A 22,937-nucleotide genomic window follows, 5' to 3' on the forward strand; every position below is an offset into this window, starting at 1 on the left:
GCGTTTGCCAAAACTCTTGGGCGCGGTCGGTTCTACTCTCAGATTTAATCGCATTTCGGGAGAAATCATGCGGAAGACCGATGGAATAACCTTGCTGTCAGCTTCAGATCTTATGAAGTTTTTAGGCTGCACGTATTCCACAGTGCTGGATATTGACCGCATGAATGGTGGCGGCCCCGAGCCACGCGCAGACACGGATGATGCTCGTTTGCTTCAGCAACAGGGCGATGCGCATGAGCTGGCGCACTTGGAAAAACTGAAGGCGCAAGGATTGAGCGTTGTGGAAATCGAACGCACTGAGTTGTTCGATGATGCGAAACGCACCCGTGAGGTTCTGGCTCAAGGGGCCGACGTCATTTTCCAAGGGGCGTTTTGGTCTGAAAATTGGGGTGGCTGGTCCGACTTCCTGGAGCGCGTAGATACACCGTCGGACCTAGGTGACTTCAGCTACGAGGTCGCCGACACAAAGTTGAAACGCAAGCCGCATCCAAGCCATGTTCTGCAGCTGGTTTTGTATTCTGACCTCTTGGCTGAGATCCAAGGCGTGGCACCTGAATATGCACATGTTGAATTGGGCAATGGCGAGCGCGCGACGCTGCGGCTGGCGGATTACGCTGCCTATGCCCGTATGGCACGCGAACGGCTGGAAGCTTTTGTGGCCAATCCTGAACCAGCGCGCCCCATGCCCTGCGCCAGCTGTGGCCTCTGTCGATGGGCTGATCATTGCGAGAGTATTTGGCAGGCCGAAGACAGTTTGTTCAATGTCGCCAATATCAGTCGTGGTCAGGTAAAGAAGCTTGAAGCCGCAGGCGTCAAAACCTTGGAAGACCTTTCGAAGCTCGATCACCCTGTTCGGGGAATGGCGGAAAACACACGGGTTCGTTTGATCACGCAGGCTCGCTTGCAACAGGCCCGCAAAACCGGCGAACCAGATTTCGAACTGCGTACACCCGAGCCAGGCAAGGGATTCGACCTTTTGCCGGAACCCCAGCCGGGCGATCTGTTTTATGACATTGAAGGTGACCCGCATTACGACGGTGGTCTCGAATATTTACATGGGCTTTGGTTTGATGGCGCGTTCAAGGCGTTTTGGGCCCATGATCATAAGGAAGAAGCTCAGGCACTTTCGGACTTGTTGGACTTCTTTCGCGCCCGGATTGAAGAATACCCGACCGCGCGCATTTATCATTACGCGCCATATGAAATCACCGCGCTCAAGCGGCTGACTTCCAAATACGGGATTGGCGAAGCCTTCTTGGACCGCCTTTTGAGAGAGCGCAGGTTCGTTGACCTGTTTGCTGTCGTTCGCGGTGGGCTGATTGGGTCGGAGCGCAACTATTCCATCAAGTCGATGGAAGCATTTTATGACCGAAAGCGCGACGGCGAGGTCACGACTGCCGGCGGCTCGGTCGTTGCCTACGAGCAGTGGCGTGAAACGCAGGAGCAGCAAATTCTCGACGAGATCGAAGACTACAATCGCATCGACTGCATTTCGACCGAAGAGTTGCGAGATTGGCTTGCGCGTATTCGTCCTGCTGGTCCCTGGCCTGCGTTGGTTGCGGATGCGCAAGAGCAAGAGGATGAAGAAGACGCCGAGGCGCTTGCATTGCGCGCACAGCTTGCAGAAAGCGGTTTACCCGAAGACCGGCAGTCGATGTTGTTTGACCTGGGAAGTTTCCACAAACGCGAGGTCAAACCGGCTCAATGGGCCGTGTTTGAAAGTGCGTCGAAGGACGAAGATGACCTGATTGACGACCTGGATGCTCTGGGTGGTCTTGTGGCGGTTGGAGCGGTTGAGCCGATCAAGCGCTCATTCGCACGTGAATACAGCTTTCCACAGCAAGAAACCAAATTGCGTCGAGGGAAAAAAGCCACCGTGCCGGCCTTAGATATGCCTCCTGTGACTGTTGGCATTGAGGCCATGGATCGCAGCGCGCGAACAATCAAAATCAAGGTTGGCCCAGGCAAAGCTGATCTGCTGACTGATCATCTATCGCTACATCCGGACTGGCCTCTGCGAACCGATGTCATTGCTTCGGCGTTGCAAGATGTGATCGCGGATCAATGCGGTGGGCGAGTATATAGTGCGGTGGACGATCTTCTGTCGCGTAGCCATCCTCGACTTCGAAGCGGCCGCCCCCCTGATCTTGCTGGCGGGGGAGACCCGGTCGAGGCAACAATATCAGTTGTAAACGACATGGAGGGATCGGTCCTGCCAATCCAAGGGCCGCCCGGTACGGGCAAGACTTATGTGAGCGCCCGCGCAATCCTGTCATTGGTGCGCAAAGGCTATCGCGTTGGTGTGGCGTCAAACAGCCATGAAGCCATTCGCAATGTGCTGATGGGCTGCGTTTCGGCGGTGGAGGAGGGCGTTCAAACGGAGATGCCTGATTTGGTGCACAAAGTTCCCAGCGACAACGATGGTTATCCGGATGGCTGCGCAGTTAGGCGCACAAAATCCAATGACGAGGCTGCCGCAGGCGGTGACGTGGTTGGTGGGACCGCATTTTTCTTCGCGCGAGAGGAAAACATTCAAGCTTTCGATTGGCTCTTTGTCGATGAAGCAGGGCAGGTGGGTCTGGCCAATATGGCCGCGATGGGTCGTTCTGCGCGCAACATTGTCCTAGTGGGCGACCCACAGCAATTGCCCCAGGTAATCCAGGGTGCACATCCGGAGCCTGCGAACTTGTCTTGCCTCCAGTGGATGCTCGGCGAGCACGCGACTGTTCCCGCCGATCGGGGTATTTTCCTTGCGACGACGCGCCGGATGCATCCTGAGGTGTGCGAGTTTATTTCAGACCAAGTGTATGAGGGCAGGCTGTCGAGCCATCCGGACACCGAAAACCAGTCTGTCGATTGCCCGTCACTTCCACCTTCTGGTGCCTATTGGGTGCCGGTTGAGCATCAATCCAACGCACAGATTGCGCTGGAAGAAGTTCAAGCAATCAAAGCCGCCGCCGCGGACCTTCTCAAGGGGACGTGGACGGACAAGGACGGAACCACACGGCCGCTCCGGGAAACCGACATCATTGTGGTCGCTCCTTACAATGCCCAAGTCAATGCGCTTCGAGACGCGCTGCCAGCGGCCATTCGTGTTGGCACCGTTGATAAGTTTCAGGGGCAGGAAGCACCTATTTGTCTTGTGTCAATGACCGCGTCGTCGGCAGATGAGACACCACGAGGCATGGAGTTTTTGTTTTCGCTGAATCGCATCAATGTCGCGGTCTCACGCGCTAAGGGTCTGGCCTTGGTTTTCGGCGCGCCGCGCTTGCGCGAAGCCAAGTGCGATACGGTGGCACAAATGCAGCTGGTGAATACTTTGTGTGCGCTAGAAAAGCGTATTCTATGTTTTTTTGTTCAATAAGTTGAAAATTTGAAAGGAACTTAGGTGAAGGTAAATCAAGGAGAGATGGCTGTTAGTTTCGAAGAGGCAATGCAGCAGGTCAACGCGGCCCCCAGTCTGAGGAAGATCAAAAACTATCTGGATAACTCTAACATGTCGGCAGATATGAAGGCGATACTGTATGACATCGCAGGTTTCTCGATCAAAGTTGGACAGACGGTGATTGCAGTTGGGCGCCGGATCTTCGAAATTGCATCCGGGCTGGTCGTGAAATTTCCAAATTTTACATTGTCGACGTTGGTTGCAGTCGTGATCGGTGTAGTCCTCAACGGTGCTTTGGGGGGGCTTCCGGTGATCGGCGCACTGGCAGCGTTTTTTTCAAAACTACTAGTTTTGCTGGGTATGGCTAAAGGCGCTATTGACGACATTCGCGACAATGCTGCCAAAAGTGAGATGCAGCGCGTTTCGGCTCAGTTTGATGCACTGGGGCTAGGAATAGTAAAGCTATGACTGAATTGCAAACGGTTGAGGAACAGGTCCACTCTTTTGATGATGTGTGCCGCGTTGTTGCGAATGAAGAAAAGTTTAAATTAAAGCTGGGCATTGGGCGTGATGCATTTACGTCACTTAAAGCTGCAGGTGTCGTAGGGCAGCTTTGGGATGTTGGCGGCGCGGCAGGAACTGGTGTTACAGTTGCCTCTTCTGGTGCTGTCGCCTCAACTTTTTTTGGGTCTTTCTGGACTGGCATCGGTTTGGCCACAGCTGCCACGCCAATCGGGTGGGTAATTGGTGCTGCAGTCGTTTCAGGCGGCGCATATTATGGGGTTTCAAGGCTATTTCGCTCCTATGCGGGTAGTCGCGTTGACGAAGTTCCAAGGTTTATCAATACGGGCCTTGATGTTCTTGCAACCTCTGCGCTGGATTTACTCGGGAGCCTTGCCCTCAAAGTCGCTTTGATTGATGGTACTTTTGATGAAACTGAGCGGTCGGCCATGGTCGACTATTTTGTCGAAGAGTGGGGGTATGATGCGGACTATGTCGATCACGCGATCGACGTTCTGGAGCAGAACATCGCTATGTCGCGGCTCTCCGACATGGCAGCGGAACTCGCGAGATTTGCAAGTGATAACCCGGATTGTGATTACGCATCGATTCAGAAAGAAATCCTGGCACTGTTAAACGAAATTGCCGAGGCTGACGGGAATCTGGACGAGCGCGAGGAGATGGCAATCCAAAAAGTTGAAGAGGCGTTTCGAGCTGGAAACTCTTTGTTGTCCTCAGCAGGCAATGTAATCGGATCGACTGCGTCTGGCGTTGTTGCGGGAGTTGGCGTTGTTGGAAAAAGCGCTGAAAGCACTTATTCGAGCGCGAAATCTGCATTTGGTACCTTGTCCGGAAAATTTTGGTTCAAAAAGTAACAAGAGATTTGTCACTAATCCAACGGAACTGCAGTTGTAGAGTCTCATCTTGCTGGTTGTCCGGTGTGTATTGGCAAATACGAACCGCGCTCGAGAACCGGAAACCTCGTTGACTTTCAAAGCTTTACGCCACTAGGTTCCCGTACGGAGGCTAGATCTTCACTCTTTTTCTAGGAAAACATCGGGATGGCGCTTTTTGGTAAGCAATTCTTCAAAAGCTCAGATGCCCGTGCAGAGGACGCATACAGATCGGGTGTGTTGGCGGTGAGCGCCAAAGACTTTCAAGGTGCCTATACTCATTTTAATCGAGCAGCCGAAGGTGAGCATGGTTCGGCGTATTACAACCTGTTCCTTCTGCACGGAGGCGGATATCTACCCACATTCGACCTCGATGCCGCCGCGGACAATTTCTACAAGGCGGCGGCTATCGGTCACCCCAAGGCAGAGCAGCAACTGTACATGTTGGAGGGCGCTGATCGGGCCGGTTTTGGTATGGATAACCTTGCCGCACTGGCTTCAGGCTCTGTCGAAACCGGTTTTCTTCCACCGATTCTAATGGTCTGTTCGTGCCGTTTTGTAAGCGCCGTTAGCATCAAGTATGGTGCTTCGATGGACGTCATTGCCTATGAGTTGGACGCCGCTAGCTCCAGCGAAGACGGATACGTCCAGGCTTTCATTCGTCGAACGGGAATAGAATCCAGTTTCTATCGGGGAGGCTTAGATCGACTTGTCGAAGGATCTGCTGCCGACCAAATCACCGATGGGCTGAATGAATTCAGCCTGGCCCTCGGCCGGTCTGGAATGGGCAGTAAACTTGGAAAAATGGCCAGATGCACCGTTGTCGGTCATATGATCAAGAAATCCTATCTGGGGGAGAACGCAGCACCGCTTCTAGGCGTCAAGTGGTTCTTCGAAGTCTAAATGAACAACGAAACGCCGACCCTTGGTCATCACCTGTACCGCGAAACGGACAAGACCAAAACCGCTCGTCGCTTTATCGCCCGTTTTCGGTCTCACAAACGTGCATTGATACAGTTAGTTCTAAGTTTCACATGCGACAGTGGGCGTTTTAGATAATGATTGAGTGGCTGGTAGGCGCAGCTGTTTTTGGACTGGTCGGGGAGCTCTTCGGTGCATCGCGGCGGCCGTCTTCGCCGCCGTCTTACCAGCCCAACAACACCCGCCCAAAGTTTACCCTGACACCGCAGGCTGCCGAGGAGCAGAAGCCGGAAACCGCGTGGGATGCCGCAAAGTTCCATGAGTTGTCGGTGGCCTTGGACTGGCTTGAAAGGCCTTGTGGGTACCCTGCGGCTTGCGAAACGCCACCAGTCCTCTCAGAGGCAGCGAAATATCGGGGTTTTCTGAAGCAAGAGTTGGCCCGCTTGGAAGATACGATTGACGACGAGGCAGTCTGCGAACGGATCCGCGACTTCTTGAAAGATCCCAACCTGGTCAGGGATGGCGCTATCGCGGCGCAGCTGGAACGCGATCTGACCCAATGGGAGAGCTTTCTCGACAAAGTGGAGATACAGCCGCTTTCGGCCGAGCAGCGTCGCGCCGTCCTAAGCGAAGAAGATGCCACCCTCGTTCTCGCTGGTGCGGGGTCGGGCAAGACAAGCGTGATCACTGCAAAAGCCACTTACCTGTTGAAATCGGGTATCCGCGAGCCTGGCGAAATACTCCCGTTAGCCTTTGGGAGAGAGGCCGCAAATGAGATGGCGTCGCGAATAGGGCAGGCATGTAACGCTCAAGTTAAGGCATGGACATTCCATGCGTTGGCCTATCACATCATCGGCGACGTTGAAGGGACGAAACCACCGCTTGCTTCACATGCCGGGGACCAGAAGCGGTATTCTGCTGTGATCCGCCGGATCCTTCGGCAGTTGGTCGCGAATGACAAGAAAATCGCGGATATGCTTTTCGATTGGTTCACTCAGTTCCCCATCGAATGCGGCAGCGAATGGGACTACGAGACCAAGCACGCTTGGTATACCCACGTTGAAAGCCTCAATCTCCGCACCCTTCAAGGCGAAAAGGTCCGCAGCTACGAAGAGTTCCTGATTGCTAACTGGCTGTATCGAAACGGCATCGAATACGAATACGAGCCGCAGTACGAACACCGCCTGCCGGACTCGGGTCGGCGTGGCTACACTCCAGATTTTCGGCTGACCGAAAGCGGCATCTATATCGAGCATTTTGGCGTCCGGAAAGAAAAATCGCCAATTGGATTTGGTGAAATGCTGGTTACTGCGCCATTTGTCGACCGGAAAGAGTACTTGGCTTCGATGGAATGGAAGCGCAAGATCCATGCCAGCTTAGAAACGCAACTCATCGAAACCTATAGCTATGAACGTCAAGAAGGTCGCCTTCTTGAGGCGTTGGCCGAAAAGCTCGGTCCGCATGTAACGCTGCGGCCGCGAGCGATTGAGACCATCTACGACCGGGTCGTCGAGATGGGGCATATCGATAGCTTTACCCAGCTGCTTGGCACATTCCTGCTTCAGTTCAAAGGCGGCAGCTATACTCGAGCAGGGTGCCAATCGAAAGCGGACAGGCTCAACATGGGCGAGCGCGGCAAAGCGTTCTTGGCTGTATTCGAGCCAGTGCTTCGCCAATATCAGATTGAACTGGGCGAGAGGATCGACTTCGAGGACATGGTTCTTCGGGCCGCTGGATACGTCGAGAGTGGGGCGTATCAAAGCCCGTTCCGGCACATCCTCGTCGACGAGTTCCAGGACATCTCGCAAGATCGGGCACGTCTTGTTGGCGCCTTGAAGACTCAGCATGGGGATGCCCGGATTTTCGCGGTTGGGGATGACTGGCAGTCGATCTACCGTTTCGCTGGTGCGGACATCCATATCATGCGCAGCTTTGGCTCCAGGTTCGGCGGCGAGTTCGGCCCCCAGAAGGATATCCATCAAGTTGTGGACCTCGGCCGCACTTTCCGGTCGGTGGACAAGATCGCTCTCGCAGCGCGACGGTTCGTTCTTCAAAACCCCGCACAGATCGAAAAAACCATTATTCCGGCCGCCGAAGCAGAAGGCCCGGCATTGCGTGTCGTTTGGACGAAGAGGGCCAAACAGGAGAATGAACTCTTGGAAACCTTGGCCAATCTGACGGAAGTCAGGACCGAGGATCGCGGGTCCGGCAAGGTGGCCAGCGTTCTCCTTTTGGCAAGGTATCGCCACGAGCGGCCCGACATGGCGGCTATCGGGCGAAAGTTCCCAAACCTGTCGTTGAGTTTTAAGACGATCCACGGCTCAAAGGGCCTTGAAGCCGATCACGTCGTCATCCTTGGATGCAACAATGGCAAGTATGGTTTCCCGTCCGAAATCACCGATGACCCGATCCTGAGCCTTGTCTCACCGGAAGGAGAGCCATTCCAACACGCCGAAGAACGGCGGATCATGTATGTGGCTATGACCCGTGCACGCACAACCGTTACGCTGCTGGCGTCCGAAGCCGAGCCATCATGCTTTGTTCGGGAATTGGTTTCCGATACAGAGTACGGACTAGCGACTTCGACCGGGTCGATGGCCGGTCATGTGCCTTGCAGCGAATGCGGTGGACGCTTGCTTCCAGTGCCCGCCCGGGATGGCCGAGTATGGTATCGATGTGAGCACAATCTTATGTGCAGAAATTACATGCCCGCCTGCAGTCAATGCGGGATTGGGATTCCCACGGTTTCGGGGGCTTCGGGTATCCTCGAGTGCTCACATTGCGGCGCCAGCCACCATGAATGCCCGAAGTGTTCCGATGGGTGGCTTGTCGAGAGGCATGGACCCTACGGCGATTTCTTCGGCTGCATTCGCTACCCGGATTGCACAGGAAAGGCCAACGTGTCGGAAGTCAGATCACGCGAGGCGGGACAAATTGAGGGGGTGGGCGACATTGAGCAGGCCGCTACGAGGCCAAGTGCGAGATCAAGATGACATTGTGAACGAGCAATTCAGCTCGTCAAATTGCCAGCAGCTCCGAGACAAGGGTTGATTTCCAACCGGCCTCGAACAAACAAGAGCAGAAATAGAGAAAGGAAAATCAGTGTTTGGCCTTTTCAAGAAGGAAGCCCAGAGCAAGCTTCGCGTCATGGGGCACGATTTGGACGTCGTTTCGATAACTCGAGACGGGAAAATACTTTTCACTGGAGAAGCAGCCCGAAAGTTTCCCAAAGACCATTTTGAGGGCACCATCATGGAGGTTGCGTTTGTCTGCAAATCCGGTAGCCCATATGACCTGCCCCCCGAGGCTCCCGCGTTCATAACGAGAGTTTGCGGGTTCGGATTTCATATTCCTCGGTTTCGGTTTGGGCAAGCGCGTCGGGCGCGGAGCCTTCAAATTTCTCAAGCGCTCGACGCGCTTCTACGGGTGTTTGGTTCGCAAGAGATGAGTGCGGCCTGACGTTGTTGTAGTCGTAACGCCAGAGCGCCAGTTTTCGGCGGGCATCCTCCAGGCTGTCGAACATCTCCTCGTTCAGCAGCTCGTCGCGCAAACTGCCATTGAAGCTTTCGATAAAGGCATTCTGCTGCGGCTTGCCCGGGTCGATGTAATGCCAGTCCACGCCATTGTCGTTGGCCCATTTCAGGATCGCCCGACTGGTGAACTCCGTCCCATTGTCACTGACAATGCTGGCGGGTTTCCCATAGATGCGGACAAGGGCATCTAACTCCCGGGCGACGCGCGCCCCTGAGATGCCGGTGTCGGCCATCAGGCACAGGTTCTCACGGCAGCAATCATCGTTCACAGCCAGAATGCGGAACCTGCGCGATGCCCCGAACGTGTCGGACAAGAAGTCCAGCGACCAGCGCTCACCAGGCTTGAGGGCCTCAGGCATCGGTGTTCGTGACCCACGGGCCCGTTTGCGGCCCCGTCGTCGCCTGACGCCAAGCTTTTCCTCCGTATAGAGTCGATACAGCTTCTTGTGATTCATGATCATTCCCTTGCGTTCCAACATCACGCCGATCCGCCGGTAGCCAAATCGGCGGCGCGTGTTCGCAATAGCCTTCATCTCCTTGCGGATCTCGGGATTGTCCGGCGGACGGTCGCGCCTGACAGTTTTGGGATCGACACCAACAAGACGGCAGACCCGGCGCTGCGAGATGTCGTGTTCCCGCATTGCACGGAGCGCTGCCGCTCGTCGCTTGGTCGGCGTCGTCAGCTCTTTCCCAGCAAGTCCTTCAGCACAACGTTGTCCAGCATTGTATCAGCCAGCAGGCGCTTGAGCTTGGCATTCTCATCCTCCAGCGCCTTCAGCCTGGCCGCATCCGACACTTCCATACCGCCATACTTCGACTTGAACTTGTAGAACGTGCCCTGACTGAGCCCATGCTTGCGACACACCTCCGCCGTCGGCATTCCGGCTTCTTGTTCTTTGATCATCCCAATAATCTGGGCTTCCGTGAAACGGCTCTTTCGCATCTGTTTGCTCCTTCGAAAGGTTGAGCAAACTCTACATCAGAACGCGGGAGGTTTCGGGGGGCAGGTCAGACAGGTGTGGTATCCTTAGCGACGGTCAGGTTAAGTCCCGGCCTTTGGGCCCTCAAAGCCTCGGCCAAGGCTTTGCAGATCATGGGGTGCTGCGCAGAATTGCACTGAAGCACAACTGTAGAATGTTCTTTACTCGACACCGGAGTCACCAAAAAAATGAGCAGGGCGGCAATCAAGCCGCGGAAGGTATAATCTCGTTGAAACAATTGTTTTACTCAAAGTTGCACCGGACACTGTCTTCGCTAATTTAGCGTTCACTTGTCAAATGCATTAAGAACTTGGCAAGAATGAGGGTGCAAATTGGGCAAAAATGTGCCGGGAAACCCCTGCAGCGCGTTTGATACTGTGTGGATGAGGGCTGCCCCCGGAGGTGAATACCATCCCCAGGAGACAACCGTATTTGAGGGTCACCTAGCCTGCAGGCTTATTGGCCAGTTTCAAGACTTTCAAACATGAGGCCAACGGCTGTCCGTGGCGCAAAGCCCTTCCAGTAGCTGTGATCAGGCAGTTCCTTGCCCGCGTCATCCCGCGAGATCACGCCGTCTGCGGCATTGGGAACCAGCTCTAGGTAGCTGGTCTTGTCTGCCTCTGCCTTGAGGTGAAGCCCCATAAACGCCGTGGCAAAGTGCTGGGTGATATTGTTCATTCGGTTGGTGTCCCAGACTGCATCCGCGTAGTGCTCAAACGGTATGAAGTCGAGATTGTCGACCGGTTCCCAGCTCTCAATCGGAGCAGGCATTGGCGCGGCGGCATTGTGATTTGCGCCTTCAAAAGTCAGTAGGTGGCGGTTGGTATTGACTGCTCCCTCAAAGATTTTGCGCATCGCCGGATAGACTGAGACATCGTCGACGCTGCCGGCCATCATCATCAGCGGTTTGTTGATCCCGGCCAGGCCGGTCGCGTCCCAAAAACCGGTGTTCATACCCCAAGGCCCAATTGCAATGACAGCTTTGACGCGCTCATCATTCAGCGCGGCATGGCTTTCGGAACCCGCCTGATGACGTGCGAGCAGACCCGCTGGAGTACCCCAGCTATACTGAGTAGCGGCCTCGGTCACGCCTGCACCGGCAAAGATCAAGGCGCCGTAGCCGCCCATGGAGTAGCCGATAACACCGGTCTGATCGGTGTTAATGATATCCCCCAAAGGTCCTTCAAGAGCTTCCATCTGATCAATGACAAAACGCTGATCAATTGGCCGGTTCAACAGGGTGGAACCAAAAGCGGCCTTGTCGGAATAGGTGCTGTCGCGATGATCTATCGAGACGGTGACATAGCCCTTGGTCGCCAGGTTCTCGCCCAGATGGGACAGCAGGTAGCGATTTCCAGGATAGCCATGTGAAATTACGACCAGTGGGTAGGTCTCGCCACTGGCTGGGGTGGCATCACGGGCGGCGCGGCCGTGCAGGGTTACTTCGGTCTGGCCGTCGCGCAGAAAGGCACGATAGCTGCCGCCCGCTTCTGTTCCGGCTGCCGCTGGATACCAAACCTCAACCGTGAGGTCACGATCATAGAGCGGTTGAGCATCGTCTGTGGTGTTGAGGATATCATTTTGACCCGGATTGGTGAATTGCAGCGTTTGAACCCCGATGGGATAGGCGCCAAAGGTCGCCAGTTCCGGCGCATCCGGCCGAATGCGGTCTATGCGGTTTTCTGCAGCGGCTGCGATAGGCAGCGCTGTCGCAGCCAGGGCAAGCCCCATGCCAGCGGCGAAGTTTATCTTAGACATTTTTTTCTCCCAACTTGGTCTATATTTGTGGCGCCTCGCAGGCGCGGTGCTCCTCTGAGCAAGGGGCAATGCTGGTCTACTAGGGTCACAATGTAACATCTTGCCACTGTGGCGCCGAACTGTGCTGCCTAAGGGCCCTCGATGGGGAACAAAGGTCAGCCCCGGGCAGGCCGCCGGGCGGAATTGGATAGCCGTAGCAGTTTAGTTTTCGGCGATCGCGCGTCGCCTGTTGACAGAAGAAAAAGGAGCAGGGCTCTGGGTCAAGTCTCTCTAAGGCACCGTTGGCAATAACGCAGCGTTTCTTTCAAGGCGGCAAGCGACAGGAGGCCCAGGTGACAAAGCTCTCTCTGAATGCCTCTGCCACAGGCGTAATGTGGTGACAGCTGTGCCAAGCTTGCTCAATTCGCTCGGGCATAGGGCGATCGCGACCAGATCTGCCCCCGGCGACGGCAAGGAGTTGCTTGCCCGGAAATGCTGGCGCTGAAGGACGTAGAGCTGAGGGCTAGTTCAAACAGGATTAGCACTGATTGCCCTTTTCTGGATGTTTGATAATGTGTCAAAATTAGAGATTTTGGCAGGCCAATTTTGTGAGATCGAAGATGAAACAGACGCCTTGGCTGGGCTTTTCGATTGATCGTGGGGCCGCTATGCCCGTGTTCGAACAAATCTGCGCTGCCATTCGCCTGCGGGCGGCATCAGGGGATTTAGCACTCGGGAGCAAATTGCCGCCGACCCGTGTGTTTGCCACAGAACTGGGGGTGTCGCGCTCCACCATCGTGACCGCCTATGAACAACTCGTTGCGGAGGGCTATCTCAGTAGTCAGCAGGGGTCTGGATATCTGCTCTGTGCCTCTGGGGAAGTGGAATTAACCCAGGTGCGTGACCTTACCCCTCCTGCCGCAAGTGAACCTGTGGCACGGAATAGTGGCCTGCAACCGCGTTCTTCCGCGGCGCGCCCCTTTCGTGCAGGTAGCCCAGATATGCGGCTGTTCCCATATCGACAATGGGCCAAGACGGTGGCGCGGGTCTGCCGTTCAGACCCTCAGTCCCTGTTCCTGGGAAGCAGCGGCTTTGGTTCCTTGGCGCTACGCCAGTCTATCTGTGATCATGTGGCGGAATGGCGGGGCATCTCAGCGCTGCCAGAACAGGTGATTGTGACTGCGGGTGCCACGGATGCCCTGGAGATTTGCCTGCATGCCCTCGCAACGCCTGGCGATCGTGTGGCGCTGGAGGATCCTGGCTACAGGCCCTTGCAGTATTTCATCAATGCTCAGGGCTTGGTGTCTGACTTTCTGCGGGTGGACGACAGTGGCGCGGTTCTTCCATCTGGTAGGGTTGCTCCGCGGTTGGCAATTTTGACACCGTCCCACCAGTTTCCGCTGGGCGGAGCCATGTCCCCGGCGCGCCGAATGGAATTCATTCAATGGGCGAGCGAGACCGAGGCCTGGATTGTCGAGGACGATTACGACAGCGAGTTTCGCTACGCTGGGCGACCGATACCGGCCATGGCCGGTTTCGACCAACTGCACCGGACTCTATATGTCGGCAGTTTTTCCAAGATCTTTTCAAATGCGCTGCGCCTTGGTTATCTGATCCTTCCCGAACCTCTTGTCGGGCGCTTTGGAGACAGCATTCAACGTTTTGGCCCTAAGGCCAGCAGCATGCCGCAGCAACCGCTGGCGGACTTTATTGACAAGGGGGAGTTCTATCGGCACCTGCGCCGGGTACGGCGGATCTATGCAGAGCGTCGTCGGTTTCTTTTGGAAAAATTGGCCCAAGATTTCAGTGCCTACGGGTACTGTGTGGACCACCAGGCTGGCATGCAGGTGGTGTTTCATTTGACCTGTACCTTAAAGGACCATGAAATCTGTGCGCGAGCACGGGATCTGGGGCTGAGCATTGAGCCCCTTTCTGGATTTGTGCAGGCACCCAAACCAGAAAGGGACGCGTACAATGGATTACTTCTCGGCTTCTGTGGCTACAGCGTGCCAGAGCTAGAGCTGGGATTGGCACAGTTGCTAAAGGTTTTACAACAGCTGTCCTGCTAACCCTGTTGGTCTTGCGAGGAAGCAGGCGAGGAGAGGGTGGAAATAGCGCTAGAAGGCAGTCAACCTTTGGGTTGTATTCTCCCTGTCTGGTATTCTCTCAGAGTGGTGTATTTGAAGATTATGTCGAATATTGACTAGTTTTTGAGGAGAAGCAGAAGCGTGCACAGGTCGAAATAACGGAATGTTAGGACGCATTTCCTAGGCAGGGAGGAAGCGTTTGTTTATGAGGACCATCCGAAAATGCCCCAGTTTTTGTTCCGTTTGCCTGTGAGGATATATGCCTTGGCGGCCCTAGCCGTGGGGCTGGCCGCAGTTTTGACCTTTGTTCTTTTGTCGCGCTCTGTCAGCAATGCCTATGAAATGCGCGAGAAAGAGCTCAGCAGCCTCACCGACGCCTTGATTAGTTCACTGGCTCATCTTGATGAACAGGTACAGGCGGGTTCCCTTAGTCTTGAGGACGCACAGGAGCAGGGCAAAACCCAGATTGAACTTCTGCGGTTTGGGACGGCCGGATATTTCTTTGCCTTCGATGAGAACAACGTCATGCGGGCTCATGCCGTTGCCAAACAGCTGATTGGCAATGTGCAAACCGATTTCGAAGACGTAAACGGTGTGCGTGTCTTTGAAGAATTTAACAATGTTATCAAAGAAAACGGTTCTGGTGCGGTAATCTATCACTTCAACAAGCCAGACTCGGAAATCCAGCAAGCAAAGATGGGCTACGTCAAGGCTTTTGCACCTTGGGGCTGGATCATCGGCACAGGCGCCTATGTTGAAGATATCGAAGCTGAACTGAACACCATGCGCTGGACCGCAATCGCGGCCCTGGCAATCAGTCTCGCTTTGCTCGCGATTGGCGCAACTGTCATTACCCGCAGCGTGACAATCCCGGTCAATGCGTTGAAAAACCGGATGCACTCCTTGGCCGAAGGGGATACCAGCTCAGGCATTCCGGCAGCCACAAACCGAAGCGAAATTGGCGATATGGCCCGTAGGTTGGAAGTTTTCCGCCAGTCCCTGATCCGTCAAAAAGAGCTGGAGGGCCAGCAAAAAGAGCGGGATGCAGAGCAGGCCGAAGTTGTTTCGATCCTCAGCCGCAACCTGTCCGCGCTGTCGCAGGGCGATCTTACCGTAAGTATCGGCAATGACTTCCCTGAGGATTACAGCCAGCTTCGCCAGGACTTTAACAAGACAATTGAAACGCTAAGCGGGACAGTGTCTCGAATGATCGAAGCCACCAACTCCATTCGCAGCGGTGCCGCAGAAATCAGTCAGGCCTCGGATGATTTGTCCCATCGTACAGAAAGCCAGGCCGCAACGCTGGAAGAAACCGCTGCAGCGCTGGATGAGCTGACCGCAAGCGTGAAATCTGCCGCAGAAGGGGCCAGCAGCGTTGAGGCCACGATGGATGCGGCCAAACAGGAAGCTGAAGCCAGCGGCGAGGTGGTACAAAGCGCGGTTTCTGCCATGACCGAAATCGAAGAGAGCTCGAACCACATTGGTCAAATCATTTCGGTGATTGACGACATTGCGTTCCAGACCAATCTGCTTGCCTTGAACGCAGGTGTAGAAGCGGCCCGTGCAGGCGAGGCAGGTAAGGGCTTTGCTGTTGTGGCCTCTGAAGTGCGGGCGCTGGCGCAACGCTCCTCAGATGCGGCGATGGAGATTAAAACGCTGATTGGGGATAGCTCGAAACAGGTCGCCCGGGGTGTGGATCTCGTGGGCAAGGCGGGCGAGGCGCTGGACAGCATCGTCGGACAGGTCAGCCATATCTCTAAACTGGTCTCAGGCATCGCCGAAGGGGCGGTGGAGCAGTCAACCGGGCTGAACGAGATCAACACAGGCGTGACCCAGCTGGATCAGGTGACCCAGCAGAATGCCGCTATGGTGGAAGAGGCTACCGCTGCTGGGCATCTGCTGAGCACAGACTCCTCTAAACTGGCTGAACTGGTTGCGATCTTTAAGGTCGACGGGAGCGCCCCGGTTGCTCAGATGCCCACGGTGGCGGCCAATAGCACGCCCGCGGTAGCGCCATCCGCACATGGGGATGACGACTGGGATCTTGATGAAGTTTCACCAGCGCCAAGTTCAGTCAGCGCCAGCGTGGATGGAAATGCGGCTAAGGATATGTGGCAGGACTTCTAGTTCAGCTCGCAGATTCTGACCTTCGGCCCCCATCACTTTTCCTGAAATATTCCGGGGGAGCCCCCTACAAAGGGGGTGAGGGCAGAGCCCCTGAATGCTCAAAAAGTAAAATCGCCCGGCAAATTTGCCGGGCGATTTTCTTTGTTTGGACTCGATGGGACAACCTTTAGTCGATAATGGCGTTCAGCGTGGCCGAGGGGCGCATCACTTTGGCTTTCAATTCAACAGAGGGGCGGAAATAACCCCCGATGTCGGCCGCCGGACCCTGAGCTGTGGCCAGTTCTGCAAGAATGGCTGTTTCACCTTCAGCCAGTGCCTTGGCAATGGGAGCAAACTGCGTGGCCAATGCGGTATCATCGCTTTGTGCTGCCAGAGCTTCGGCCCAGAACCGGGCAAACCAGTAATGGCTGTCACGGTTGTCGGGCTCACCGACTTTGCGCGAAGGGGACTTGTTCTGGTCCAGAATGCCCTGGGTCGCCACCTCAGCGGCAGCGCCCAAGACGCCGGCTTTGGCATTGCCCTTGCTATCGGCCAGGAAGTTCAGGCTTTCACCCAAAGCGCAGAACTCACCCATTGAATCCCAGCGCAGGTGGTTTTGCTCGACCAACTGTTGCACGTGCTTCGGCGCAGAGCCACCAGCACCGGTTTCAAACAAGCCGCCGCCTTTCATCAACTTCACGATCGACAGCATCTTGGCAGAGGTGCCTAGCTCGAGGATCGGGAACAGATCGGTGAGGTAATCGCGCAGAACGTTGCCAGTAATGGCAATGCTGTCCTTTCCTGCGGTGATGGTTTTCAGCGACTGTGCCGTGGCTTCGCGAGGCGCCATGATCTGGAATAGGTCGGCTTTGCCTGCGGCTTCGAGTGCGGGCTGAACATATTTGATCAGCTCGGCGTCATGGGCACGGTTCGCGTCCAGCCAGAAGATCGCTTCCGAACCGGTGAGACGCTGACGATCCAGGGCCAGTTCGATCCAATTTTCAATCGGTGCCTGTTTGGCTGTGCAGGCACGCCAGATGTCGCCAGCCTCAACGTCATGCGAATGCAAAGTTTCGCCATTGGCCAGGACCACGCGGATGGTGCCATCGGCAGGGGCTTCAAAGGTGGTGGGGTGGCTGCCGTATTCTTCGGCCTTCTGCGCCATCAGCCCCACATTGGCGACAGAGCCAGCGGTGGTGACATCTAGCGCGCCATTGGCTTTGAAGAAGTTGATGGTCTCATCATAGATGGTGGCATAGCAGCGGTCGGGGATAACACAGTTTGTGTCGCCCTTGTTGCCAGCCGCGTCCCAGCCTTTGCCACCAGCGCGGATTACCGCTGGCATGGATGCGTCGATGATGACGTCCGAGGGTACGTGCAGGTTGGTGATGCCCTTATCGCTGTCCACCATGTACATGGCCGGGCGCTCGGCGGTGACGGCTTCAATCGCAGCCATGATATCGGCATTACCCGCAACGCGGTCCAGCAGATCCCCCATGCCGGAGTTGGCATTGACACCCAGCGCTTCCATTTCAGCGCCGAACTTGTCGAAGACTGGCGCAAGCCAGGCTTTGACAGCGTGGCCAAAGATGATCGGGTCGGAGACCTTCATCATGGTGGCCTTCATGTGCAGCGAGAACATGGTGCCGTCGGATTTTGTGTCCTCGATAGCTTCGGCCAGGAAGGCACCCAGAGCTTTGGCGGACATGAAGGTTGCATCCGCAACGGTGCCAGCCTCCAGCGGCCAGCCGTCTTTTAGCACAGACACAGTGCCGTCCTTGCCAACAAACTCGATCTTGGCGTCGCCAGCTTGAGCCGCGGTAATGGTGGCTGAAACTTCATTGGCATAGAAGTCATTGCCAGGCATGGACGAGACCTTGGTCTTGCTGTCAGCGACCCAGGCCCCCATCGAATGCGGGTTGTTCTGGGCGTAGTTCTTGACCGCACGGGCGGCACGACGATCCGAGTTGCCTTCGCGCAGAACAGGGTTCACCGCCGAGCCTTTCAAGCCATCATAGCGAGCGCGCGCTTCTTTTTCCGCGTCGGTGGTGGGCTCTTCGGGATAGGAGGGAATGTCATAGCCCTGGCCCTGCAGCTCCTCGATGGCGGCCACAAGTTGCGGTACTGAGGCTGAGATATTGGGCAGCTTGATAACATTGGCATCTGGTGTTTTGACCAGTTTGCCCAGTTCGGCCAGATCGTCTGTCTGGCGCTGATCCTCGGTGAGCTTCTCTGGGAAGGTCGAGATGATGCGGCCTGCCAGGGAAATGTCCTTGGTCCCAACGCTCACATCGGCGGCGGCGGCAAATTTGCGGATGATGGGCAGAAAGGACGCCGAGGCCAGCTCGGGGGCTTCGTCTACGATGGTATACAGAATGTCTGGGTTTGATTTTTCTGTCATGTTTCTCAACCTTTCAGCGATAACGGAAGCTTTGTTGACGTTGTGTAGCAACGCTACATCTCAAGAACGAGGCGGAACAGACCGCGCGCGGGACAAGGGTTTCCGGGCAGGGGCCATTTATGCTCCCATTTAGAGCAGGAGCGCGGCCGGTGCAATCATTAGGATGCGCATTTGGCTCGGCAGATTGACGCGGCGCAGCATTTTTCTGCACTTGTGGGTGTCTCTCTGCGCCTTTTGGTCTGCCAGGCAATCCTTTTGCGTTACGGGGCTCTGCTTTGGGGATCTGGGCATTTGAGGTAAATTTTAACTACTCTTGATGGCAGGGAGGCAGTCTGACCTCTGCTAGCAAGGAAATTGCCGATGTCCAGAACAGCGCCACAATCCAGCCTTTTGATCTATGCCCCGGTTCCGCTCCATCTCTTTGAGGGAGAGTTGTATATTGAACGTCAGGCGGTGAACGGTGTGCGACTCTGGGCCCGGCATTTTGAAAAGATCACGGTGATGATGCCTGTCAGTCCGACCGCGCCTCCAGCGGGCTGGGTGCCATTGCGCCAATTTCCCGAGGCGCTGTCGCGGGTCAGTATTGAACCTTTGCCTATGGCCTATCGCCCGGATCAGTTCTTATACAGTTTGCCTCAAACGCTCAGCCGGATTCGAGAGCTGATCAAAGAGGCAGACTACCTGAGCTTTGCCATTGGTGGATTGTTCGGGGATTGGGGGGCTGTTTCCTGCCTAGCGGCGCACCAGATGCAACGCCCTTTTGCGGTTTGGACTGACAGAGTTGAATCCGAGGTCATGCGTCAATCTCAGGATCGGCCGAGAGACAGGGCCTTGGATCAGACCACTTGGCGCAGCCGGTTGCGGGGGCGGCTCTATCATCGACCCATGGCCTGGCTCGAGGAAGCCGTGATACAGCGCGCTGATCTGGGCCTGTTCCATGGGGCGGAGACCTACAAAGCTTATCACGGTTTTTGCCGCAACCCCCAGTTGGTCCATGACATCCACATCGCCGAGGAGGATCACATTCGTGATACCGCCCTTGCAGCTAAAATGACGGATGTTGCGAGCAAGCGCCCCTTGCGGCTGGTCTACACTGGCCGGGCCGAAGCGATGAAAGGGCCAATTGATTGGACCACGGTACTGGAGCGGCTAAATGTTCTGGGCGTAGACTTTACGGCAACCTGGCTTGGCGATGGCGAATCCTTACCGCAGATGCAGGCACGTATCCTACGGGCAGGACTGGCGGACAGGGTAGAGTTCCCGGGCTTTGTTGAAGACCGAGCACTGGTGCTGCAGACCCTTCGGCAGGCGGATATTTTTATGTTTTGCCACAAAACACCGGAATCTCCGCGTTGCCTGATCGAAGCGCTGACCTGTGGAACGCCTATTCTGGGCTATTCTGGGGCCTATGCGCGTGATCTCATTGCAAAACACAGCGGCGGCCTGCTGGTTTCGCGTGGCGATACCGAGGCCCTGGCCTATGAAATCTCCAAGCTGGATGGAGATCGCGGCAGGCTGGCGCAGTATATTGCGAATGCTCGCGCGGATGGCAGGCCCTTCAGCGATGCGCAGGTCTTTGCTCACCGTTCGGCGCTGATCAAATACCACTTACCAGTGGCGCCGTCTTCGATCAGGCGCCAGGGCCAACCTGCCTCTGCTCGGGGCTGGGATGTCGCGCCAAACTAGGCTGATAGAGCGCCGCGGTCACTGACGCCAGTTCAACAAGCGGCGTTCGATCAACCCGATTGTGGCGCTCATGGTAACACCCAAGAGAGACAAGATGGTGACCCCGGCAAACAGACGTTCAAGATCGTAGAGTGATCCGGCCTCAAGGATATAGGCACCGATGCCATATTCTGCCCCCAGCATTTCAGCGGCGACCAGTAGTATGATGGCAATGGCTAGGCTGATCCTCAGGCCAGAGAGAATACCGGGCATGGCACCGGGCAGCACAATCTTGCGGACGATCGACATCCACGACAGGTTGAAGCTCTGGCCCATACGGATCAGGCTGCGATCCACATTGTCCACAGCGCCATAGGTGGCCACAACGGTAGGAGTAAAGGTGCCAAAGGCGATCAGTGCGTATTTTGACCCTTCATCGATACCAAACCAAATGACAAACAACGGTAAGAGCGCAATTTTTGGGATCGGAAATAGGGCGGCTGTCAGTGGTACCAAACCGGCACGGACATAGGAAAACAGTCCTATCAAAACCCCAACGGCCACTCCTAGGCTGGCTCCCAGCACAGCGCCGACAAACAACCGAGTAAGGGACACACTCATATGTGCCCAGAGAAGCCCAGAGGCGTAGAGCTCGCCAAAGGTTTTGAGCACATCACTGGGGAGCGGCAGAGTGAGGGGCGAAATCCAGCCCTGGCGGGTGCCAAGCTCTGCCAGTGTCACCAATAGAATAAAGACAAGGACGCCAATCCAGCGGTGACTGGCAGGGGCAAAGCCGCCCCCGCGAAAGGCCACCTGGCGAGCTTGAGCCGTGCCGGTTGTTGTGGGGGTCAGATCAGACATGCACCAGCTCCGCATCTGCCGCGCGAGCTTCTTCGCGCATCAATTGCCATAGGTATTTTTGTTTTTCTTCTAGCGCACTATCGCCATAGTGGCGCTGATCCAGCGGTGTTTCCAGATGTACCACCTCGCGGATCTCCCCGGGCCGACGCGACATAACCACGATGGAATGGCCCAGCCGCACGGCCTCGGCCAGGTTGTGAGTCACATAGACGGCGGTAAAAGGTGTTCGTGTCCAGAGGTTTACGAGATCATCCATCAACAACTCGCGGGTTTGACTGTCCAAGGCCGAAAGCGGTTCATCCATCAGCATCACCGCAGGGTTCACTGCCAGGGCACGGGCGATAGCGACCCTTTGTTTCATGCCCCCGGACAGCTGCTTTGGCAGGGCCTTATGAAATTCAGTGAGCTTGGTGCGGGCCAGAACATCGGCAATGATTCCCTCAGCCCGCGCACCTCGAATGCCGTGATCCTCCAGCACCAAAGAGATATTACCCCGTACAGAGCGCCAGGGCAGAAGTGCAAAGTCCTGAAAAATATATGTGAGGGGGTTGAGGCAATCCTTGGGTGGGTTACCAATTTGCAGCACCTCGCCTTTGGTCGGCTGCTCCAACCCGCCAATAAAGCGGAGCAAAGTGGATTTTCCGCAGCCAGATGGGCCTACGATGCAGACAATTTTCCCCGAGGGAATCTCCAGCGAGATGTCACGGAGAACCTCAAATTGATCATAGGAATGGCTGACGCCAGAGAGGCGAATATCCATGCGCGGGTGCTCCGGAAGAGGGGTGAGAAATCGAGACTTGGGGCGAGATTAGTCCCCGCCCCAAAAACCTGTGCGTCGCGGACCTTAGCTGAGTGTCTGTACGTAGCTTGGGTCGATGACAGTTTCCAGACTGATGCTCTGATCGACCAGACCCTCAGATTGGAACCAACTCAGCTGATCCTGCAGCGAAGCGGTGTTCATTGCCGCGCCTTCGTTCAGGCGCATGGTGCCATTGATGATCGATTTGGCTGCCTTTTCACGAGGACGGTCCGCGTAGACATATTTGTGGATCAGATCGACCAGTTCTTGCACCCCCGCATCGCCATGGGCCTTGTCGATCATAGTGCTGTTATAATCGCTGACGCCCTTGGAATAGCCTGCGAGGAAATCTCGGGTCATTTGCTGCTCACCACTGGCGTTTTTGGCCGAGGTAAAGACCGTGGTGACCTGATAATTGGGCAGGTAGTCGGACACATTACCAATGATATGCACCTTTCCAGAGCCCGCCAGCGGTTTGGCAAGATGCGGCACGATGGACCAGGCATCGATCTGGCCGGATTTCAGTGCTCCGATGATGGCACCGACTTTTTGCAATGGCTTGAACTTCAGATCGATCCCTTCTGCCTGGGCCATTTTGGAGCCCATGTAGTGGAACGAAGACCCCGCAGAGGTGATCCCGTAGCTCTTGCCTGCCAGCTGTGCGGGACTGGTGGCACCCGCCTGATAGGCCGCATCCGAGACCAGGAATTTTTGACCGTCGATACCTGCCTCTTCTGACAGGGCCCCACCGATCACCTTGACCGCACCCTTGTCGGCTAGAGAAACCAATCCGCCGGACATGGCTGTCACAGCGTAGTCCACATCACCAGAGGCAATGGCCACTGCCATCGGAGTCGCGGCTTGGAAGAATTTGAACTCCACGTCCAGGCCCGCGTCGGCAAAATAGCCGCGCTCAAAGCCGATGAAGCTGCCGGAATGGCTGGTAAAGCGTAGTGCGCCTACGGTGATTTTCCGGTTTGAGGCCAGTGCTGGGCTTGCCAGTCCGGCAGCGGCAGCGCTGCCCCCCAAGAGAGCCAGTGCCTTGCGGCGGGTTAATGTGGTCATGAT

14 protein-coding genes are annotated in these 22,937 nt (G+C 55.8%); 8 read left to right on the top strand and 6 right to left on the bottom strand.

Features of this window, described 5'->3' with window-relative positions:
• The first annotated feature begins 67 nt into the window (after window positions 1–67).
• From MED193_RS18475 to MED193_RS18495, 5 genes are all read left to right on the top strand, one after another.
• Window positions 68–3,364: a TM0106 family RecB-like putative nuclease gene (locus tag MED193_RS18475; RefSeq protein WP_039967041.1), complete on the top strand. Its 3,297-nt coding sequence runs from the start codon at window positions 68–70 to the stop codon at window positions 3,362–3,364.
• 24 nt (window positions 3,365–3,388) lie between these two features.
• Complete coding sequence (locus MED193_RS18480) at window positions 3,389–3,853, top strand: hypothetical protein (protein ID WP_254655473.1); 465 nt, start codon at window positions 3,389–3,391, stop codon at window positions 3,851–3,853.
• Window positions 3,850–4,761, top strand: coding sequence for a TerB family tellurite resistance protein (locus MED193_RS18485; protein ID WP_009811293.1), 912 nt, complete (start codon window positions 3,850–3,852; stop codon window positions 4,759–4,761). The genes MED193_RS18480 and MED193_RS18485 overlap by 4 nt, the downstream gene beginning before the upstream one ends.
• A 186-nt stretch (window positions 4,762–4,947) precedes the next feature.
• Window positions 4,948–5,682, top strand: a complete 735-nt coding sequence (locus MED193_RS18490; RefSeq protein WP_009811294.1) for a hypothetical protein — start codon at window positions 4,948–4,950, stop codon at window positions 5,680–5,682.
• A gap of 155 nt (window positions 5,683–5,837) precedes the next feature.
• The gene (locus tag MED193_RS18495; protein ID WP_009811295.1) at window positions 5,838–8,693 is read left to right on the top strand and encodes a UvrD-helicase domain-containing protein; all 2,856 of its coding nucleotides are present in this window, start codon (window positions 5,838–5,840) and stop codon (window positions 8,691–8,693) included.
• 323 nt (window positions 8,694–9,016) lie between these two features.
• On the opposite strand, the gene MED193_RS18500 is transcribed toward MED193_RS18495, so the two are convergent.
• Window positions 9,017–10,176 (bottom strand): IS3-like element ISRosp2 family transposase gene (locus tag MED193_RS18500; protein WP_085978302.1). Its coding sequence is split into 2 segments (ribosomal slippage): window positions 9,017–9,927 and window positions 9,927–10,176, totalling 1,161 coding nucleotides; the frame shifts between segments, so codons are not numbered across the junction.
• Window positions 10,177–10,669: 493 nt separating this feature from the next.
• Window positions 10,670–11,944, bottom strand: a complete 1,275-nt coding sequence (locus MED193_RS18510) for an alpha/beta fold hydrolase (RefSeq protein WP_009811297.1) — start codon at window positions 11,942–11,944, stop codon at window positions 10,670–10,672.
• 626 nt (window positions 11,945–12,570) lie between these two features.
• Between MED193_RS18510 and MED193_RS18515 the strand changes: the two genes are divergently transcribed.
• Together MED193_RS18515 and MED193_RS18520 are read left to right on the top strand one after the other, a co-directional pair.
• Window positions 12,571–14,019: a PLP-dependent aminotransferase family protein gene (locus MED193_RS18515; RefSeq protein WP_039966389.1), complete on the top strand. Its 1,449-nt coding sequence runs from the start codon at window positions 12,571–12,573 to the stop codon at window positions 14,017–14,019.
• A gap of 240 nt (window positions 14,020–14,259) precedes the next feature.
• On the top strand, window positions 14,260–16,164 hold the full coding sequence (locus MED193_RS18520; protein WP_009811300.1) for a methyl-accepting chemotaxis protein: 1,905 nt from the start codon (window positions 14,260–14,262) through the stop codon (window positions 16,162–16,164).
• 166 nt (window positions 16,165–16,330) lie between these two features.
• On the opposite strand, the gene MED193_RS18525 is transcribed toward MED193_RS18520, so the two are convergent.
• Window positions 16,331–18,544 (bottom strand): NADP-dependent isocitrate dehydrogenase, encoded by a 2,214-nt coding sequence (locus tag MED193_RS18525; RefSeq protein ID WP_009811301.1) that lies wholly within the window; start codon window positions 18,542–18,544, stop codon window positions 16,331–16,333.
• Between the two features lie 360 nt (window positions 18,545–18,904).
• On the opposite strand from MED193_RS18525, the gene MED193_RS18530 reads away from it, so the two are divergent.
• The gene (locus MED193_RS18530; protein WP_009811302.1) at window positions 18,905–20,230 is read left to right on the top strand and encodes a glycosyltransferase; all 1,326 of its coding nucleotides are present in this window, start codon (window positions 18,905–18,907) and stop codon (window positions 20,228–20,230) included.
• An 18-nt stretch (window positions 20,231–20,248) separates the two neighbouring features.
• On the opposite strand, the gene MED193_RS18535 is transcribed toward MED193_RS18530, so the two are convergent.
• The 3 genes from MED193_RS18535 to MED193_RS18545 all read right to left on the bottom strand — a co-directional run bounded on the left by MED193_RS18535 (window position 20,249) and on the right by MED193_RS18545 (window position 22,934).
• Window positions 20,249–21,070 (bottom strand): ABC transporter permease, encoded by an 822-nt coding sequence (locus MED193_RS18535; protein ID WP_009811303.1) that lies wholly within the window; start codon window positions 21,068–21,070, stop codon window positions 20,249–20,251.
• Window positions 21,063–21,830, bottom strand: coding sequence for an ABC transporter ATP-binding protein (locus tag MED193_RS18540; protein WP_009811304.1), 768 nt, complete (start codon window positions 21,828–21,830; stop codon window positions 21,063–21,065). The genes MED193_RS18535 and MED193_RS18540 overlap by 8 nt, the downstream gene beginning before the upstream one ends.
• A gap of 84 nt (window positions 21,831–21,914) precedes the next feature.
• Window positions 21,915–22,934 (bottom strand): ABC transporter substrate-binding protein, encoded by a 1,020-nt coding sequence (locus MED193_RS18545; protein ID WP_009811305.1) that lies wholly within the window; start codon window positions 22,932–22,934, stop codon window positions 21,915–21,917.
• Between the last annotated feature and the right edge of the window lie 3 nt (window positions 22,935–22,937).

The organism is Roseobacter sp. MED193 (assembly GCF_000152965.1).
In the GTDB taxonomy this organism is placed as follows: domain Bacteria; phylum Pseudomonadota; class Alphaproteobacteria; order Rhodobacterales; family Rhodobacteraceae; genus Pseudophaeobacter.

What these genes read in the sequence shown, in the direction of transcription:
- MED193_RS18475 (WP_039967041.1), top strand. Translation starts at nt 68, where the DNA reads ATGCGGAAGACCGATGGAATAACCTTGCTGTCAGCTTCAGATCTTATG.
- MED193_RS18485 (WP_009811293.1), top strand. Translation starts at nt 3,850, where the DNA reads ATGACTGAATTGCAAACGGTTGAGGAACAGGTCCACTCTTTTGATGAT.
- MED193_RS18490 (WP_009811294.1), top strand. Translation starts at nt 4,948, where the DNA reads ATGGCGCTTTTTGGTAAGCAATTCTTCAAAAGCTCAGATGCCCGTGCA.
- MED193_RS18495 (WP_009811295.1), top strand. Translation starts at nt 5,838, where the DNA reads ATGATTGAGTGGCTGGTAGGCGCAGCTGTTTTTGGACTGGTCGGGGAG.
- MED193_RS18510 (WP_009811297.1), bottom strand. Translation starts at nt 11,944, where the DNA reads ATGGGGCTTGCCCTGGCTGCGACAGCGCTGCCTATCGCAGCCGCTGCA.
- MED193_RS18515 (WP_039966389.1), top strand. Translation starts at nt 12,571, where the DNA reads ATGAAACAGACGCCTTGGCTGGGCTTTTCGATTGATCGTGGGGCCGCT.
- MED193_RS18520 (WP_009811300.1), top strand. Translation starts at nt 14,260, where the DNA reads ATGCCCCAGTTTTTGTTCCGTTTGCCTGTGAGGATATATGCCTTGGCG.
- MED193_RS18525 (WP_009811301.1), bottom strand. Translation starts at nt 18,544, where the DNA reads ATGACAGAAAAATCAAACCCAGACATTCTGTATACCATCGTAGACGAA.
- MED193_RS18530 (WP_009811302.1), top strand. Translation starts at nt 18,905, where the DNA reads ATGTCCAGAACAGCGCCACAATCCAGCCTTTTGATCTATGCCCCGGTT.
- MED193_RS18535 (WP_009811303.1), bottom strand. Translation starts at nt 21,070, where the DNA reads ATGTCTGATCTGACCCCCACAACAACCGGCACGGCTCAAGCTCGCCAG.
- MED193_RS18540 (WP_009811304.1), bottom strand. Translation starts at nt 21,830, where the DNA reads ATGGATATTCGCCTCTCTGGCGTCAGCCATTCCTATGATCAATTTGAG.
- MED193_RS18545 (WP_009811305.1), bottom strand. Translation starts at nt 22,934, where the DNA reads ATGACCACATTAACCCGCCGCAAGGCACTGGCTCTCTTGGGGGGCAGC.